The organism is Paenibacillus sp. LS1 (assembly GCF_026013365.1).
GTDB lineage: Bacteria > Bacillota > Bacilli > Paenibacillales > Paenibacillaceae > Paenibacillus.
This window is the reverse complement of record NZ_JAPDOE010000002.1, coordinates 922,447-941,024: the sequence shown is the minus strand read 5'-3', so window position 1 is coordinate 941,024 and position 18,578 is coordinate 922,447. Positions and strand designations below refer to the sequence as shown.

General features: G+C 46.6%; 15 protein-coding genes, 1 pseudogene and 1 riboswitch. Of the genes and pseudogenes, 11 read left to right on the top strand and 5 right to left on the bottom strand.

All coding sequences use genetic code 11. The features are described from left to right. Nucleotides 1-14 precede the first annotated feature (14 nt). The 3 genes and pseudogenes from OM416_RS13570 (at nucleotide 15) to OM416_RS13560 (ending at nucleotide 2,831) form a co-directional block, all read left to right on the top strand. Nucleotides 15-701: pseudogene (locus tag OM416_RS13570) on the top strand (MOSC domain-containing protein). Between the two features lie 72 nt (nucleotides 702-773). Beyond that, complete coding sequence (locus OM416_RS13565) at nucleotides 774-1,652, top strand: ROK family protein (protein ID WP_047842269.1); 879 nt, start codon at nucleotides 774-776, stop codon at nucleotides 1,650-1,652. A gap of 177 nt (nucleotides 1,653-1,829) precedes the next feature. Beyond that, nucleotides 1,830-2,831: an HRDC domain-containing protein gene (locus OM416_RS13560; RefSeq protein ID WP_264930002.1), complete on the top strand. Its 1,002-nt coding sequence runs from the start codon at nucleotides 1,830-1,832 to the stop codon at nucleotides 2,829-2,831. Nucleotides 2,832-2,902: 71 nt separating this feature from the next. Here OM416_RS13560 and corA read toward each other — a convergent pair whose 3' ends face one another. Then, the gene (corA, locus tag OM416_RS13555) at nucleotides 2,903-3,838 is read right to left on the bottom strand and encodes a magnesium/cobalt transporter CorA (protein WP_062833460.1); all 936 of its coding nucleotides are present in this window, start codon (nucleotides 3,836-3,838) and stop codon (nucleotides 2,903-2,905) included. A gap of 451 nt (nucleotides 3,839-4,289) precedes the next feature. Next, nucleotides 4,290-4,413: riboswitch (SAM riboswitch) on the top strand. A 235-nt stretch (nucleotides 4,414-4,648) separates the two neighbouring features. On the opposite strand from corA, the gene metA reads away from it, so the two are divergent. The 6 genes from metA to OM416_RS13525 all read left to right on the top strand — a co-directional run bounded on the left by metA (nucleotide 4,649) and on the right by OM416_RS13525 (nucleotide 11,545). Further along, nucleotides 4,649-5,566, top strand: a complete 918-nt coding sequence (gene metA, locus OM416_RS13550) for a homoserine O-acetyltransferase MetA (protein ID WP_264930001.1) — start codon at nucleotides 4,649-4,651, stop codon at nucleotides 5,564-5,566. A gap of 24 nt (nucleotides 5,567-5,590) precedes the next feature. Further along, complete coding sequence (locus OM416_RS13545) at nucleotides 5,591-6,778, top strand: PLP-dependent transferase (protein ID WP_264930000.1); 1,188 nt, start codon at nucleotides 5,591-5,593, stop codon at nucleotides 6,776-6,778. After that, nucleotides 6,775-7,947: a trans-sulfuration enzyme family protein gene (locus tag OM416_RS13540; protein ID WP_264929999.1), complete on the top strand. Its 1,173-nt coding sequence runs from the start codon at nucleotides 6,775-6,777 to the stop codon at nucleotides 7,945-7,947. The genes OM416_RS13545 and OM416_RS13540 overlap by 4 nt, the downstream gene beginning before the upstream one ends. Before the next feature lie 241 nt (nucleotides 7,948-8,188). Next, nucleotides 8,189-9,325: a cyclic dehypoxanthinyl futalosine synthase gene (gene mqnC / locus OM416_RS13535; RefSeq protein WP_264929998.1), complete on the top strand. Its 1,137-nt coding sequence runs from the start codon at nucleotides 8,189-8,191 to the stop codon at nucleotides 9,323-9,325. A gap of 232 nt (nucleotides 9,326-9,557) precedes the next feature. Continuing rightward, nucleotides 9,558-10,535, top strand: coding sequence for an aldo/keto reductase (locus OM416_RS13530; RefSeq protein WP_264929997.1), 978 nt, complete (start codon nucleotides 9,558-9,560; stop codon nucleotides 10,533-10,535). Next, nucleotides 10,532-11,545 carry a zinc-binding alcohol dehydrogenase family protein gene (locus OM416_RS13525; RefSeq protein WP_264929995.1) on the top strand — a complete coding sequence of 338 codons (1,014 nt, stop codon included), beginning with the start codon at nucleotides 10,532-10,534 and terminating at the stop codon, nucleotides 11,543-11,545. Before OM416_RS13530 ends, OM416_RS13525 begins: the two co-directional genes overlap by 4 nt. Before the next feature lie 75 nt (nucleotides 11,546-11,620). Here the strand turns inward: OM416_RS13525 and OM416_RS13520 are convergent, their stop codons facing one another. The 4 genes from OM416_RS13520 to OM416_RS13505 all read right to left on the bottom strand — a co-directional run bounded on the left by OM416_RS13520 (nucleotide 11,621) and on the right by OM416_RS13505 (nucleotide 15,074). After that, a complete protein-coding gene (locus OM416_RS13520; RefSeq protein ID WP_062833466.1) occupies nucleotides 11,621-12,526 on the bottom strand; it encodes a YitT family protein in 906 nt (301 codons plus the stop codon). A 112-nt stretch (nucleotides 12,527-12,638) separates the two neighbouring features. Further along, nucleotides 12,639-13,877, bottom strand: coding sequence for a cation:proton antiporter (locus tag OM416_RS13515; protein WP_264929992.1), 1,239 nt, complete (start codon nucleotides 13,875-13,877; stop codon nucleotides 12,639-12,641). 4 nt (nucleotides 13,878-13,881) lie between these two features. Then, nucleotides 13,882-14,376 carry a cation:proton antiporter regulatory subunit gene (locus OM416_RS13510; protein WP_062833468.1) on the bottom strand — a complete coding sequence of 165 codons (495 nt, stop codon included), beginning with the start codon at nucleotides 14,374-14,376 and terminating at the stop codon, nucleotides 13,882-13,884. A 293-nt stretch (nucleotides 14,377-14,669) separates the two neighbouring features. Beyond that, nucleotides 14,670-15,074, bottom strand: a complete 405-nt coding sequence (locus OM416_RS13505) for a hypothetical protein (protein ID WP_264929989.1) — start codon at nucleotides 15,072-15,074, stop codon at nucleotides 14,670-14,672. 171 nt (nucleotides 15,075-15,245) lie between these two features. Between OM416_RS13505 and OM416_RS13500 the strand changes: the two genes are divergently transcribed. Beyond that, nucleotides 15,246-16,199, top strand: a complete 954-nt coding sequence (locus OM416_RS13500; protein WP_264929987.1) for a putative sporulation protein YtxC — start codon at nucleotides 15,246-15,248, stop codon at nucleotides 16,197-16,199. A 414-nt stretch (nucleotides 16,200-16,613) separates the two neighbouring features. Beyond that, entirely contained in the window at nucleotides 16,614-18,551 is a 1,938-nt protein-coding gene (thrS, locus tag OM416_RS13495; RefSeq protein ID WP_264929985.1) for a threonine--tRNA ligase, read from the top strand. The last annotated feature ends 27 nt before the right edge of the window (nucleotides 18,552-18,578 follow it).

Genomic DNA, 18,578 nt, shown 5'->3' with positions numbered 1-18,578 from the left:
GAGGTATGATGCAAATGACACTCACATCAGATCGAAAGCCAGGTGGAGGCAACACAGCAGTTCTGGCTGTTAATGTTGGACTGCCGCAGCCGCTCCCTGGGCAGAAGCGTGAAGTGATGAGCGGCATTGTGAAACATCCTGTATCCGACGCGGTTTTCCTGTCATTCACTGGAATGACAGGGGATGCGCAGGCGGATCTGGTGCATCATGGCGGACCTGACAAGGCCGTTTGTGTATACGATTACAGTCGTTATCCAGCGCTGGAACAGTTGATGGATCGCAAGCTGGACTGGGGAGCTTGTGGAGAAAATCTGACGGTTGAAGGCTGTGCTGAAGAAGACGTACGGATTGGTGATGTGTACGAGTTGGGCGAAGCCACGGTGCAAGTCAGTCAGCCCAGACAACCTTGCTTCAAGCTGGGTGTGAGGTATGACTATAAGGAGCTGCCTGTTTATTTTCAGGAGAGTGGATATACCGGCTTTTACTTTCGTGTACTGCAGGAAGGGGAGGTAAAGCCTTCGTCGATTTTTCGACGGATCAGCACCGATCCTTCATCAATGACGGTTTTTGAAGCCAATCGAATTATGCATCAGGGGAAATAGAATGCCGAAGGTATTCGGGCGCTGTTGGCCATTTCTGCGCTGTCAGACAGCTGGAGGCAGACGTTAATGAAACGATTGTCCAAGCTGGAGATGGAGTAGCAGGATAATTATAATGTCATCAAGTAAAGCAATATCAATTCCTTTTTAAACTAACTTGGGAGTGTGACTAACATGACGATCTTAGGCGCAATTGAAGCAGGCGGAACCAAATTTGTATGTGGTATTGGCACGGAAAATGGAGAAGTTCTGGAACGCGTAAGTTTTCCCACGACGACACCGGAAGAGACAATGGCTCAAGTGATTTCGTTTTTTGAAGGCAAAGGCATTGAAGCTCTGGGTGTAGGTTCATTCGGTCCGATTGATCCGATTGAAGGAAGCCCAACGTATGGTTATATCACAACAACACCAAAACCACATTGGGGACAGTATAACGTCATTGGCAAGCTCAAGGAGCATTTTGATGTACCGATGACATTTGATACGGATGTGAATGGTGCAGCACTTGGAGAAGCAACCTGGGGCGCTGCACAAGGTCTTGAGAGCTGTCTGTATATCACTGTGGGTACAGGCATTGGTGCAGGTGCTGTGGTTGGCGGTAAAATGGTCCATGGATTGTCTCATCCAGAGATGGGACATATCATTGTACGCAGACATCCGGAGGATACATACGAAGGTTTCTGTCCATACCATGGTGACTGCCTCGAAGGTCTTGCAGCAGGCCCGGCCATTAACAAACGTTGGGAGCAACCGGCTTATGAACTGCCAGCAGATCATAAAGCATGGGAGATCGAAGCGCATTACCTGGCACATGCACTGATGAATTATGTTCTGATTCTCTCTCCGCAGAAAATCGTCATGGGTGGCGGGGTAATGAAGCAGGAGCACTTGTTCCCGATGGTTCGCAGCAAACTGCAGGAGTTGCTTGCAGGATACGTTCAGCATCCGGCACTTCAATCCGATATTGACCAGTATGTTGTTTCACCAGGACTTGGCGACAATGCAGGGTTGTGCGGTTCACTGGCGCTTGCCAAATTGGCGTTGAACAAGTAGAGCAATAAGGGATTGACGAATTTTACCATTGTGGTATGATATGGGCAACAGCATAGCACGGTTAATGAGGAAGCACCTCTCTTGCATGAATTTTGCAGGAGAGGTGTTTTTTTTGTGCGCCTGTAGGTAGCATAACTAACCCGTATAGGCTGAAATGTTAAAGGGAGGGAACGGAAAATGGAAGTCATTTTCATGAACAGATTGTCCAGAATGTCAGATCAGAATGCAGAGTATGCACAGTTATGGATTGGGGAAGAGGAAGATAGTTGGCAGCTGGGATGGAGTCGCTACGAGGAAGGAGAGCGTGAGGACAGCATCTGGTATGAAGGGACTTCTTGGGAGGAGCTGCTTCATATCTACCGTCATCAGCTTGCCATACAGATGAGTGAGGGGTACCGACCGCAGTTGCAGGGGTTATTTCATGAGAATGATGATTTGAAGTCACGCAGTTATGGTGGACAGCGGCTCCATTGTTACAGTGAATTATACGGCAATGAGCAGTTATATACAGATCTGTGCACATGGCGTAGGAAGAGAGCCGTGTCTGACCGGAAGGCACCGTATTTTATTGCAACAAACCGTCTGCTTCGTTTGATCAGTGCCTTTGTTCCGCAATCGCTAGATGAACTGATGCAACTGCCTGGCGTAGGAGAGAGCAAAGCGACTGAGTATGGTACGGAATGGATGGAGATTACAAACGGGTTGGAACGTTCAACGACTTTCCCGCTGGACTGGGTATACACGGCGCTGAAGGAAGAAGAGTATGAGAGCTGGTTATACAAGCAGAGAGAGCAGAAGTATAAACAGGAACTCGACAAGTTCACTACGCGTAAGCAAGTGCTTGAGGGTATGAAGGAAGGATATACGTTAGAGGAGATTGTTAATCGATCCGGATTATCCCGACGTGAGTTGATTGAGCTGTTAGAGACACTGGATCTCGAAGGTTATGATACCGATTGTCTTCTGGACGTGGAGCTGGCAGTGATGCCAGAGAACGAACAAGAGGCCGTATGGAGTGCGTATGAGGAGCTGGGAGATACGTTCCTAAAGCCAGTGTTACATAAGGTGTATGGAGGAGAGAAGCCCGACGGAGGAAGTCTGGAGCAGGTCTATGAAAGACTGCGCATGATTCGAATCCGCTTTCGTCGGCATGCAGAGACAGAGCAGAATGTAGGTTAGCTGAAGGACATGAAAAAAAGACGAGGCGTTTCTCCCACAGGAGCGCTTCGTCTTTGTTATTTCATTCGAGTTCATACCCAGTCTTTTTTGCGGAAAATGAAGAACATGCTCAGGCCCAGTGTAACCATCAGGCCAATCACAACAAAATAGCTGTATTTCCAGTTAAGCTCTGGCATATTCGTAAAGTTCATGCCGTAGATACCGGTAATGACCGTCAGCGGCATGAAGACCGTGGTAATAGCAGTAAACACACGCATGATCTCATTCGCTCGGTTCGCAATACTGGATTGGTAGGCTTCTCGCAAGTTGCCCATTAGGTCGCGATACGTTTCAAAGGTTTCAGATATTTTTACAGCATTCTCATAGATGTCACTGAAATACTTTTGCAGTTGATCATCAATGAGACGCAGATCTTTTTTGTTCAGTGTGTTGATGACCTCTTTCTGAGGTCCAAGGACTTTTTTCAACCACAGAATCTCACTGCGTAGTCCGATGATTTCATTCAGATGTGACTTTTTGGTGTGCATCAGAATGTCTTCCTCAAGCTTCTCGATCCGAGCTTCAATTCGGTCACCTACGGTGAAATAATTATCAACAATCAAGTCAACCAGCAAATACAGCAGACGATCCGGTGTACTAATTTCCTGTTCCCACAGGATGGGCTTCAGGGTGCGCAATTCGCTGACCTTCTGCTTCGTAACACTAATAATGAAATGTCTGCCGAGGAACAAGTTCACCGCACGTAGAAAAATTTCTTCATCATCAAAACGGATGCTATTAATCACAATAAAGTAATGGTTCTCATAAATTTCAATCTTCGGACGTTGTTCTTCATCACTGAGACAGTCTTCCACTGCCAGATCATGCATCAAGAACAGCGGCTGAAGTACCGCCAAATCGTCTACGTCCGCATCAATCCAGTAAAATCCTTCCGCTGGTGGAGTCAGCGCCTGCTGAATATCGTCCACCGGAATAAATACACCGTTGTTAACCAACCGGATTTTCATTGTTAATCTACTCCTTCTGCACCCGCCAACTTGGCGGATATTATCATTATGGGCGCAAAAAGAACAAATCAGCCGGTCGGCAGCGGAGCCTGGAGATCAGGGCTGCGTTCACTATATAATCAAACGGAAGTCACGTCCCGCTGCCGGCATGCTGATGTCAATTCTCTATGCAGTTTGTCGGAATTCGGCTGCCAGTAAGGCCTCGGGTCGCCATCCATTTAATATGTCACCTCTCACATAAGGGTTTATAACACCTTGTTTAGTATACCGCTGGTCCAAGGTGCTTTCAAGCGCAAAAATGTGTCTATTTCGCGCCCTGAGGCAGTGTATGACAACGGATGATGAACGGTTCCGATCTGGAAAGCAGACAGAGAACTGCAACTTGACGTGAGGGCATTAATGTAATAAAGTAGACGGTGAACCATATTAAATTACAATCTAATACAGCGAAATCTTATCAAGAGTAGGTGGAGGGACTGGCCCGATGAAACCCGGCAACCGGCGGTATACCGCACGGTGCTAATTCTTGCAGCGACCAAGTGTCAAGTGGCACTGTTGTAACTGAGAGATGAGAGAGGCGCATATCTATTTACATATGACCTTTCTCGAAATCCGAGGAAGGTCTCTGTCATATGCCCCGACTTCTCAGCAGTGATTTTCGCTAAGGAACTTGAGATTGTTGTAACTTTGGATGGAACTGCAATCCAATGGTTGTAGACAAGCTCATGGCAGCCTAAAGCGCTATTGATGTCAATACATCAAGCCAGCCTGGCTGCATCTATTTATGCACAAGGAGGAGTTAGACTACCCATGCCAATTAAAATACCCGATACGCTACCAGCAAAAGAAGTACTTGAAGGAGAGAATATCTTCGTCATGGATGAAACATCTGCATACAAGCAGGATATTCGTCCACTCCGTATCGCTATATTAAACCTGATGCCCACAAAGGAAACGACCGAAACACAATTGCTCCGTCTGGTGGGAAACACGCCCATTCAGGTGGATGTCGTATTGGTACATCCCAAATCCCATACGTCGAAGAATACGTCTCAGGAATATTTGGATTTGTTCTATAAAACCTTTGATGAGATTGAGCATCGTCGTTTCGATGGCATGATCATTACGGGTGCCCCAGTGGAACAGATGGATTTCGAAGACGTGAACTATTGGAATGAAATCCAGGAGATCTTCGAATGGACCAAAACCAATGTGACTTCAACACTGCACATATGTTGGGCTTCCCAGGCAGGTTTGTACCATCATTTTGACGTACCCAAGGTTGCGCTTGATGAAAAGTGTTTTGGCGTTTTCCCGCATACGATCAACAAGCCTCATGTTCCGTTGTTGCGTGGATTTGATGAAGTATTCAACGTTCCACATTCCCGTCATACGGAAGTGAGACGCGAAGATATTGAAAAGAATGATAAATTAGAGATTTTGGCGGAATCCGAGGAAGCTGGGATTTTCCTGGTTGCTACTAAAGACGGCAAACAGATTTTTGCTACAGGACATGCCGAATATGACCCTTTCTCACTAAAATGGGAGTATGATCGGGATGCAGCGAAAGGTTTGGATATTGCACTGCCTAGACATTATTATCCGAATGATGATCCTTCCCGTATGCCACCGGCTACTTGGCGCGCTCATGCCAACTTATTATTCTCTAATTGGCTCAATTACTATGTGTATCAAGAAACACCTTACGATATTGGCCCGCAAATCTAATCGAGATTACAGGAGGATGCAGCAATGGAAGACAACAACAAGTTGAAAATCGAAAGCCGCTTAGCACAAATTGGGTCCATCAATGAACCGGTAACAGGCGCCATTAACTTTCCGATCTATCAATCCACTGCGTTTCGCCACCCGAAGCTTGGACAAAGCACGGGGTTTGATTATATTCGTACGACCAACCCAACTCGCAAAGTGTTGGAAGAAGCAGCCGCAGCGCTGGAGTCCGGCGATGCAGGGTTTGCCTGTAGCTCGGGTATGGCCGCACTGCAAACCATCTTTGCCATGTTTGGTCAGGGAGATCATCTGATTGTATCGCTGGATCTGTATGGCGGAACCTATCGTCTGCTTGAACGCATCTTGTCCCGTTTCGGTGTAACAGCAAGTTATGTGGATACAAATGATATTGCAGCACTGGAAAATGTTCGTCAGCCGAATACCAAAGCTGTATTCATCGAGACACCAACGAATCCGCTGATGATGATTACAGATGTGGAAGCTGTTGCTTCCTGGGCGAAAGGTTACAACCTATTGACGATTGTTGACAACACGTTGTTGACTCCATTTTTCCAACGTCCGATTGAATTGGGTGCTGATATCATCATTCATAGTGCTACCAAATATCTGGGCGGACACAATGATGTGCTGGCCGGATTGATCATAACCAAGGGTGAAGCATTATCCACCGAAATGGCTTTCCTGCATAATTCCATTGGAGCCGTATTATCTCCAAGTGACTCCTACCAGTTGATGAAAGGCATGAAAACGCTGGCTCTTCGCATGGAGCGTCATGAGCACAATGCACTTACCATTGCCAAATACTTGCTTGAGCATCCAGCGGTGGTTGAAGTGTATCATCCAGGTCTGTCGGATCATCCAGGGTATGAGATACAGAACAAACAATCTACCGGTAATACAGGCATCTTCTCTTTCAAAGTGAAGGATGCACGGTATGTTGAACCGTTGCTGCGTCATATCAAACTCATTGCTTTTGCCGAAAGTCTCGGCGGAGTTGAATCACTTATGACTTATCCGGCAGTACAAACTCATGCGGACATACCGCTTGAAATTCGTGATGCCATAGGTGTGGATGACCGTCTGCTTCGGTTCTCCGTAGGCATTGAACATGCGGATGATCTGATTGCAGATCTGGGCAATGCTCTGACAGCTGCACAACAGGAAATTGAAGGAGGCGTGCACTCATGAGTGAGTCCAACAACAAGCCCAATTCCGAGTTGAAATTTGATACCAAATTGCTTCATTTCGGTGATGAGATCGACAAAACGACTGGAGCATCCAGTGTACCGATCTATCAAGCTTCAACGTTCCATCATTTTGATATCTTCAATCCGCCTCAACATGATTACAGTCGTTCGGGTAATCCGACACGTCAGGCTTTGGAAGATTACATCACACTGCTAGAAGGTGGAGCACGAGGATTCGCCTATTCATCGGGAATGGCCGCGATATCCAGCGTGTTCATGATGTTCTCCGCAGGGGATCACATGATTGTAACGGAAGATGTATATGGAGGTACGTATCGTTTGCTTACTTCCATATTGAGCCGTATGCAGATCGAGACGACCTTTGTAGACATGACCAATATAGATGAAGTAAAAGCGGCGCTCAAGCCAAACACCAAGGCAGTTTATATGGAAACCCCGTCCAACCCGACACTGCGAATCACGGATATCGCTGCCGTGACTAATTGGTCGAAGGAACATGACCTGATTACGATTCTGGATAACACCTTTATGACACCTTACTATCAGCGTCCAATAGAGCTTGGCGTGGATATCGTCGTACATAGTGCTACCAAGTTTCTTGGGGGTCACAGTGATGTGTTGGCAGGGTTAGCCGTTGCTCGCACGGAATCACTTGGCGTACAACTGAAACAGCTGCAAAATGGACTCGGAACTGTACTTGGAGCACAAGAATCCTGGCTTCTGATGCGCGGGATGAAAACCTTGGGGGCTCGCATGGCTCACAGTGAACAGAGCACAGCCAAATTGGCAGCATGGCTTAATGAACGTAGTGATATTACCGCTGTCTTTTATCCTGGATTGGAGGATCATCCGGGCCGCGATGCGCATGAGAGCCAGTCAACAGGATATGGAGCTGTCGTTTCATTTGACGTCGGTTCAGGGGATCGGGCAAAAGCAGTCCTTAACCGGGTGAAGCTACCCATTGTTGCTGTAAGCTTGGGAGCTGTGGAGAGCATTCTGTCTTACCCAGCGATGATGTCTCATGCGGCAATGCCAGCTGAGGTTCGTCGTGACCGTGGCATTACAGATGGATTGCTGCGTTTCTCGGTAGGTCTGGAAGACATTGATGATCTGATTGCCGATTTGGAACAAGCACTTCAGGAATCCTAGAAAAGTGGGTACCGCGAATACCCCTAAGTGTATCGTTTAATATCGAATAAATTTGATTTCATATGTAAACATTTTTACTTATTTTTAAAGCACCTGTTCATAAGGTGCTTTTTTTCACATGTAACCTGTGTTACGATATGTGGAGTACAGAAATACGATGTTGCCACCAGAACTTGCTTCTCTTGAACAAGTTGGGACGGATCGTTATATAATTTCTCTTCATGAGGGAGGCTTTTTTACGATGAGTACGGTAGACCGTATCTTAGATAAAGCCCTTCGGGGCGAACGTTTGGACTTGGAAGACACGATTCAGCTATTTGAATCCAATGAAGTGGACAAAATCGGGGCAGCTGCTAATGTCATTGTGAAACGCATGCACCCTGAACCATACAGAACATTCGTAATTGGGCGTAACGTCAACTACACGAACGTGTGTGATGTGTACTGCCGTTTTTGTGCTTTCTACCGCAGACCTGGTTCGGATGAAGGTTACGTGCTTCCGGACGAAGTCATTTTCCAGAAGATTCAGGAAACGGAAGATGTGAATGGTACCGAGATTCTGATGCAAGGTGGAACGAATCCAAACCTGCCTTTCAGTTATTACACAGACCTGTTGAAAGCCATCAAGGAGCGTTTCCCGAACATCACGATGCACTCTTTCTCACCAGCTGAGATTATGAAAATGGTTGAAGTATCCGATGGACTTACATTGGAAGAGGTTGTTCGTGCCATTCACGAAGCTGGACTGGATTCCTTGCCTGGTGGTGGTGCTGAAATTCTGGATGACCGCACACGTCGGAAGATCAGCCGCTTGAAAGGTTCATGGCGGGATTGGATGGACGTTATGCAAACTGCACACCGCATCGGTATGAACACCACAGCAACGATGGTTATCGGTCTTGGTGAATCGATGGAAGAACGTGCATTGCACTTGCTCCGTGTACGTGAAGCTCAGGACGAATGTATTGCGAACAAGTATGATTCCGAAGGTTTCCTGGCATTCATTCCTTGGACCTTCCAACCGGATAATACAAACCTCAAGCTGGAGCGTCAGACTCCTGAAGAGTACTTGAAAACTGTAGCCATCAGCCGACTGGTGCTGGATAATATCAAGAACATTCAATCCTCTTGGGTAACCATGGGTCCTGAGATCGGTAAGAAGTCGCTTGAATTTGGCTGTAATGACTTCGGTAGCACGATGATCGAAGAGAACGTTGTATCTGCTGCTGGTGCAACATACAAAGTTAACATTGAATCCATTCTGCGTTTGATTCGCGAGTCTGGTTATATTCCGGCACAACGTAACACGCGATATGACATCGTGCGCATGTTCGATGAAGAGAATTCCGTGCATGAAGATTTCGTAATGCAGAACTAATATTAATTATTTGAAAATACGTTTATAAATGCTAATCGTAGATGAGTGTTTATGAAGCCAAGCCCGCCGACTACTCCGTTTGGAGAGACGGTGGGCTTTTTGATTTTTCCGCAGATCAAGGTCATTAAACAGTACATCTTACGCAATTGCCGATATTTTATATTGAAATTGAACTGTTACAATGAGAAGGAACTTGTGTAGTCAGACATGCTGGGAAGGGGCAAGCCAACCGATGAAGAGAAGAATACTTGGAAAGACGGAATTGGACGTACCTGTATTGAGTTTTGGAGCATCCTCACTCGGTTCCGTATTTCGTGACATTGACCGGGACGAAGGGATTCGCACTGTTCATGCGGCCGTAGATGCGGGGATGAAATACATAGACGTTTCACCATACTACGGACTGACGAAGGCGGAGACTGTACTGGGTGAGGGCATTCGCAGCTTGCCACGCAGTTCGTATATTTTATCAACCAAAGCTGGACGGTATGGGGAAAATGAGTTTGATTTTTCACGTCAGCGGATTCTGAATAGTGTGCAAGAGAGCTTGGATCGACTGCATACAGACTATATCGATATTCTGTTCCTGCATGATATTGAATTTGTACCAGCAGAGATTATTATCGAAGAGGCCTTTCCGACATTGCTTCGTCTGAAAGAGCAGGGAGTTATTCGCCATGCGGGGATATGCGGATTGCCCTTGCCGTTGTTCGAGAAGGTTCTGCCACAGATCGATGCGGATGCCATCATCTCATATTGTCATTATTCGTTGAATGATACTTCATTGTTATCGTTGTTGCCTTTGTTGGAAAAGAAGGAAGTTGGCCTCGTTAATGCTTCGCCTCTTTCTATGGGCTTGTTAAGTACCCGAGGTGCTCCTGCCTGGCATCCGGCAGATGAACGGGTGAAACAACTCTGCCTGAAGGCTGCCCGCTTCTGTGTAGAACAAGGCAGTGATATTGCCAAGCTGGCCGTGCAATTCTCGACGGCGAATGAACGAATTCCCACAACACTGGTGAGCAGTGCCAACCAGCGCAATATCGTCAATAACGCAACGTGGGTAGAAGAACCGATAGATCAGGGCCTACTGGAGGAAGTGTTGCGCATTCTGGCACCATTGCATAATGAGACGTGGCCAAGCGGACGTCCTGAATATAATACAGAGCATAACAACATGACATCAGAAGCATCCAAGGGGGAACAACGATGAGAGCCATTGTATGTGAAGAAATAGACCGTTTAAAGCTCCAAGACCTGCCTCAACCGGAACGTGCAGAAGGTGAGGCACTGGTTGCCATTCGACGGATTGGTATCTGTGGAACGGATCTGCATGCGTACAAAGGCAATCAGCCGTTCTTTACCTATCCTCGCGTACTCGGTCATGAACTGGCGGCTGTTATTGAAGAGATCGGTCCGAACGATGCAGGGCTGCAGCCCGGGGATCAGGTAAGTATTATTCCGTATCTGCATTGCGGTCACTGTATTGCATGTCGCAATGGAAAAACCAATTGCTGTGTGTCCATGCAAGTCATGGGTGTGCACGTTGACGGAGGCATGAGAGAAAGAATCAGCGTGCCTGTCTCACATCTGCTCTCAGCAGAAGGTTTGACGCTGGATGAGACGGCGATGGTAGAACCATTAAGCATTGGTGCCCATGCCGTCAGGAGAGCAGGAATCAAGCCTGGTGAGCATGTGGTTGTGATTGGAGCTGGCCCCATTGGACTTGGTGTCATGGCATTCGCCAAACAGGCGGGGGCACGTGTTATTGCCGTTGATCGTAATCTGGACAGGCTGGAGCTCAGTCGTACTTGGGCTGGGGCGGATGATCTGGTTCAGGCCAATGAACGTACTGTAGAACAAGTGGCTGAAATCACCGGAGGTGACTATGCTACGGCTGTTTTTGACGCAACAGGTAATGTGAATTCCATGAATGAGGCCATTCAATATGTGGCGCATAGTGGTCAGCTCATTTTTGTAGGGCTAGTGAAAGCGGATATTACCTTTCATGATCCCGAGTTTCACAAGCGAGAGATGAGTATCCTGGGCAGTCGGAACGCAACCCATGAAGATTTTGAACATGTCCTGTCCACCTTGCGTCAAAAGAAATTAAGCATGGAAGGGTACATCACACACCGAGTGGAATTTGATGAGCTACCTACGGCAATAGACCAATGGCTTTTGCCAGATTCACATGTAGTCAAAGCCATCGTTGAACTATAATAACAGAAAAAAACGCTCTCTGACCTTGTTGGACAATACTGTCCATCCATAGGGGAAGAGAGCGTTTTAGTTTTTTTATTTTTCCGGATTCGTTACAATGCCCGCATGTGGATCAATGTGACGCACAATGGACTTCAACCAGATCATCTCCAGCACGTGTACCTCATAATAAAGTGCACCCGGGATCTGTTTGATCCATCCTTCCGCCATAGCGAGTTGTGTTGAGTCAGAAGCTGCTTCCAGCGTTCCAGGTTCACGGCGCAGCCGTTTGCGTACAGCTTTTTCAACTTGAGAGCTTTGCGTGGTCAAAATGCATATTTTGCGTTTGGAAGAGAAGCCCCTGAACGCAATGTACACCATTTCATAAGCTATAAGATAGGCGATTACGGAATACATCGCTTGGTCCCAGCCAAAGACAACACCAGCGGCTGTCAGTATCAACAAGTTAAGCAGCATGATTATTTTTTCGATAAGCATCCGTTTCCCGCTAAATACACGTTCAGGTGGACGGGAAGACGGATCACCGATTTCCAGCGTATCCAGTGTCCCACCATACCGCACGACGAGCCCAATTCCAAGTCCGAGGCATAATCCGCCAAACATGGCGGCAGCCAGCGGGTGCTCTACAAGTGGCGGCATGGGATGAAGCACAATGGCACCGATCGAAAAGACAACCAGACCTAGAACAGTTACCAGTACAAATTTCTTCTGCACAATCTTGTAGGACAGAAATATAAACGGAACATTGAATAAAAATAGGAACAATCCAATCCTCATTTCGGTCCAGTGGGCGAACAGTGAGGAAATGCCTGTAATGCCTCCAATAATGATTTTATTGGGGTGTAAGAACAATTCAAGTCCCACGGAGGCCAGAATTCCGCCCGCAATCACAAGCAACAAGTTTAACCAGCGGCGGGTAGACGATATTCTGGTCTTGGCGGTGTTTGGCACCGGATTAGCCGATATCAGAGGTGCTTTCATAGGTCATCCTCCTTTGTGCGGCTTTCGAGCCATTCTCCCTGGGTTAATCACAGAAAGATCGGCGTAGAGCCGCGAAGTACGATAGTATGTCTGTTCTGTACAGACATAGGAATTATCCTTCTTTCTGCAGAACCTTCGGTTCTTCTTTCTTTTTCCGAGTATCTTTGAACTTGAATATTTTATCCAATAAACGGAATACGTGTTTGGACTCTTTGGTCAATAAAGGACCCAGAATGGCCAGAATCAGTACATACAATGCAGCAAACGGTTGAATCATTGGTAACAGTCCACCGGCCTTACCCATGTTCGCCAAGATGATGGAGAATTCACCCCGTGACACAATGGTTAATCCAATATTGGCCGATGCTTTGGGCGATAGTCCGGCACTGCGTCCAGCCAGCATACCTGCGAGGAAGTTACCGAACAATGTAATAACAACTGCAATCAGAGCCAGCCATACGGCTTCGCCACCCAGGGACAACGGATCAATGGACAATCCGAAGCTGAAGAAGAAGATTGCTCCGAAGAAGTCACGGAACGGCAGAATCAAGTGCTCAATCCGTTTCGCATGTTCTGTTTCAGCAAGCACCAGTCCAACCAGCAATGCACCGATCGCTTCGGCAACATGAATGGTTTCAGAGAAACCGGCTACCAGGAACAAGGCTCCGAATACAACGAGAGAGAATAGCTCATTCGATCGAATTTTAAGCAATTTGTTTAGTAACGGTGTTGCTTTGCGTCCAAGGATAATCACGATAAGCATGAATCCTAGGGCAATGAGAGCGGACATGAAGACGCCTCCGATGGAGGATGAATCACTAAGCACAAGTCCGGACAAGATTGAGATATATACAGCGAGGAATACATCTTCGAACATAATGATACCCAGTATCATCTCTGTCTCCGGATTGGCCGTTCGTTTCAAATCGACGAGCACCTTAGCTACGATGGCACTGGAAGAGATGGTGGTTATACCTGCGATAATGAGTGCTTCTGCAGCCGGGAAGCCGGACATAAAACCGAATAATAATCCCAGCGTAAAGTTAATTCCGATGTAGATCGAGCCGCCAACTGCAATAGAGCGGCCCGATTTAATTAAACGACCTACCGAGAATTCAAGTCCAAGGTAGAAGAGAAGGAACAGAATACCGATCCGACCCATAAAATCAATAAAAGGCTGACTTTCAATGAAACGGAAGTCCAGATGCCAGATTTTCATGGCATGTGGGCCAACGGCCATACCGATCAGAATATAAAATGGAACGACCGAAAATCTTAGTTTTGCCGATAAAAGGCCGGCTGCCGCAATGAGCACAAGGGCCAGACCTACTTCGAATATCAGATGATCCATCTATTTACCCCCTTCCAGTCAGGAGGAGGGATTTAAACAGTTTCTGCTGATTGCGTTCGCCAACGGCTACGACCGTGGATTCTGCACTGATAACTACCTCCGGACCTGGGCTGATATGTTTTTTGTGGTTTTTCTCTACAACGGCGATTACCGTTGCCCCAGAGTTTTGACGTACGTCCAATTCACCGATGGATTTACCGATACATCCGAAGGATGCTTCGATTTTGTACCACTCGATAATGAGGTCGTCAAACGTAACTTCAATATTTTCGAGCTGCTTCGGTTTGTAAGTCAATCCGCCAACAATAGCAGCAATCTGTCGTGCTTCGTAATCGTCAAGCGTAATCATCGAGATACTTTGATCGGGATCATCATACTCGAAGTGGTACATTTCCCGGCGACCGTCATCGTGAATAATAATGACAATTTTATCACCGCTGCTTGTTTCAATCTGAAATTTTTTGCCGATTCCCGGCAAGTCTGTTTCGCGTACATCCATGGATTATTGCCTCCTTATGATTAGGGGCTGGCCACAGAAGACAGGCTTATTTCCCGAAAATGAATAATCTGCTGCTCAAAGGAACATCAAATGATGCGGGTAAACAGAGCCAGAAATTCCTGACACAGCCATATGATTTGAATTTGTCGGTGTGGGTACAACAAAAATAGGTACTGTCATAAACATTCGTTCATCTAACGTGTGCTAAAAGGGTTATAAGTTATGCACAAGCACACCGTCTTAAATACAGAGGTGTCTCCATGCAAAAGCAACCTGTAAATACGTCGTAACGGTTAGTGAAGAGCGTTCACGTATTTTGGTGCTGTAGGGGTGAGGGATACATACATGCTGGTAAACTTAATAGGCAGCAAAAATAATCTGCGTTTGAACAGACAATACCACGGTTTAAAGGACAGACCCGTTGTAGGGATTCGCAGCATCAGTAACAATGCGAGGACAAGAAAGACAGGCTTATTATGCGTAACCGCAATTAGCTTGGACATAACTTGTGGATATTTGCGAATAACAGGTTTCTGCTGGGATTCGGGTATTTGTACTAACACTTCCTTGTTGGAAGTTGCGTCAACAGACACCCCAACGGCAGATTCGGACTGCATCGGAATAGGGAAGCACAAGGCTTGGAAAACGCACAAAATGATAATAATGGTGTAGTGGAGTATTCTAGGTTGTTGTCTCATTTTGGCTTCCCTCCTTTTCCGTGAAACATACTGTTATTAAAATAATAACACATTTTTGTCTTAACTCCAAACCTCTTCATAATATACTGAGAAATCATGACACGCTTTCCATCAATCCGCTTCGTATATCCCCATCGGCCTTGCCATATACTTTGAACAGGAAGGAAAGGAGTGATTCTTGTGGAACTGTTCGCTGTATGGACCGATGTATCGGGGCAAGAGGAAGCAGATCAATTTTATCGTTGTGTCAAGGAAAAAACCAAAGGTTTACATATAAGTAAAAGAGGATTTCGGCTCACCTTCAAACATAATGATGGAAGAGCAGCCTGGGTGTGCAGAGGGAATGAGAATCACGAAGACTTCCAGCAATGGCTTCCCCGGATCAGTGATTTGCTCTCCCTTGGACTCGCGGACTTCATTATGGAGACACACGAACGGAACATGGTCGAGGATATGATCGCCAAGGCGTGTTCTGTCATGGATGAGCATGAGGTGGAGAAGGTTAATCGGATATGCATGCCTCTACTATTAAATGGTGATCTGGATCAGCCCGGACTTCGGGAACGCCGCCGTACTACGTTGGCTAGTGGACTAAGGCACGATCTGGAGGATGTTCATTTTTTTCACCTCGAAGGCATTATCAATTTCCGCATACGTCCATATAAGCAGGAGCTTCAGGAATTAGTGGAGTATGCGCTGGATGAGTTCTGGATGGATCGGCAGTATGAAGAGTTTATGGGGCTGTTAAAATATTTTGTATTCTTTCAGGAAGCCAAAGTACCTCTAGTCCATCTTGTTCATAAGGGAATGCATGAATTTCAGGTGCTTGATGCGGGACTTAATCTGTTACCCGTGCAAAAGGATGAACAGGTCGTCGTAGAGATGCCAGGTCTGGAACTGGAGATGGATATTGAAGATATGATTGTAAGTACACTTATTTCGATCTCTCCTGAGAAAGTCATGCTGCATACGCGCACCCCGGATCTGCCGATCATCTCGACCATATGCCAGATCTTTGAAGACAAGGTGCAAATATGTCATCATTGCCCGGAATGTGAAGTGCTGCGTTCGGGATTGTTGACAGGTCTTGACGCAAGTGATCTCGGCAATTATAATAACTGTTGATCCATGATTTTTTCATGTGAACCATTGAACCAAAAGCGTTGACAAAGACAACAACCACACGCAAGATCGGTGCAGAGAGAGGAACCTAGGCTGAAATTTCCTCCGGTTATCACGTATGGTTTACCCCTTTGTAGCTGCAATTTTGAAAGTGGAGTTAGAATGTCGCCTTTATTGGGGATTATCCGCGAGTAAGGATCTGCCGGGTCATGCCCGTTATCGTCATGCCAATGAGGGCTGTACTTCCGAATATGGATGAATCAGCTGAATTAGGGTGGAACCACGAGTATATATCACTCGTCCCTTTGCCGGGACGGGTGTTTTTTGCGTTCCTTTGCATAATGACTGGAATAGCAATAGATAATCAGTCCATAACATCTGGACACGAAGGTTACATTTACAGGAGGAATGAGACAAATGGCAGTTAACATTAAACTACCGGATGGTTCGGTACGTGAGTACGCGGATGGCAGCAGCATTGAGGACGTAGCCGCTTCGATTAGCAGCGGATTGCGCAAAAATGCCGTAGCCGGCAAACTGGATGGCATCGTGGTGGACTTGTCCACAACACTTCATGAAGGAGCATTGGTGGAGATCGTCACTTTGGATTCACCAGAAGGACTTGAAGTGATGCGTCATAGTACTGCTCACTTGATGGCTCAAGCAGTGAAACGTTTATATGGTAACCAAGAGGTACGCCTCGGCATTGGCCCTGTCATTGAAGATGGTTTCTACTATGATATGGATCTTGAACAAGCGCTCAATCCTGAAGATCTGCAAAAGATCGAGAAGGAAATGGAACGTATTGTGAACGAGAACTTGCCAATTGTACGTAAGGAAGTTAGCCGCGAGGACGCGATCAAAACGTTCGAAGAAGTAGGCGATCCGTACAAACTTGAGTTGATTCGTGACTTGCCAGAAGACAGCGTGATCACGATTTATGAGCAAGGTGAATTCTTCGACTTGTGTCGTGGTCCTCACGTACCATCGACTAGTAAAATTAAAGTGTTCAAACTGATGAATGTCGCGGGTGCTTACTGGCGTGGAGATAGCAAAAACAAAATGCTTCAACGTATCTATGGTACGGCTTTTGTGAAAAAAGCACAGCTGGACGAGCATTTGCACTTCCTTGAAGAAGCTCGCAAAAGGGATCACCGCAAGCTGGGTAAAGAGCTCGAAATGTTCACATTCTCCCAACTGGTCGGACAAGGCCTGCCAATCTGGTTGCCTAATGGTGCGAAGCTGCGCCGTACTCTGGAACGTTACATTGTGGATCTGGAAGAAAGTCTTGGATACCAGCATGTATACACACCGGTTCTGGGTAACGTGGAATTGTACAAAACATCCGGACACTGGGAGCACTACCAGGAAGATATGTTCCCGAAAATGGTTATGGATAACGAGGAACTCGTTCTCCGTCCAATGAACTGTCCTCACCATATGATGGTGTACAAGTCCAGCATGCACAGCTACCGTGATCTGCCAATCCGAATTGCCGAGCTTGGCATGATGCACCGTTACGAAATGTCGGGGGCGCTAACAGGTCTGCACCGTGTACGTGCAATGACACTGAACGACTCACACATTTTTGCACGCCCGGATCAGATCAAAGAAGAGTTCGCTCGTGTTATCGAGTTGATTCAAACGGTGTACAAGGATTTCGGTATCAACGAATACCGTTTCCGTCTGTCCTATCGCGATCCGAAGGATACCGAAAAATACTTCCAGAACGACGAGATGTGGGAAATGTCTCAACGCATGCTGCGTGAAGTTGTGGAAGAACTTGACCTTCCATTCTATGAAGCTGAAGGTGAAGCGGCGTTCTACGGTCCGAAGCTGGATGTACAGATCAAAACAGCACTGGGCAAAGAAGAGACATTGTCTACTGTCCAGCTGGACTTCCTGTTGCCTGAACGCTTTGAACTTGAATATGTGGGAGATGACGGACAGAAACATCGTCCAGTCGTTATTCACCGCGGTGTAATTAGTACAATGGAACGTTTCACAGCATTCTTGCTGGAGAACTTTGCAGGAGCTTTCCCGCTGTGGTTGTCTCCGGTTCAGGCGAAAGTGATTCCGGTATCCGGAAACTTCGACGATTATGCGCGTGAAGTGGAAGCGAAGCTGAAACGTGCGGGAATCTCTGCTGAAGCCGATCTGCGGAATGAGAAGCTTGGATATAAAATCCGTGAGGCGCAGCTGGAGAAAATGCCTTATATGTTTGTTGTCGGTGAGAATGAACGGAATGCAGAAGCGGTATCCGTGCGTAAGCGTGGAGAAGGCGATCTGGGCATGAAACCGCTTGATGAGATTATCGCTCAACTGAAAGAGGAAATTGCAACACGTTTGGTGTAAATGAACAAATGATCTATCAGATAACCA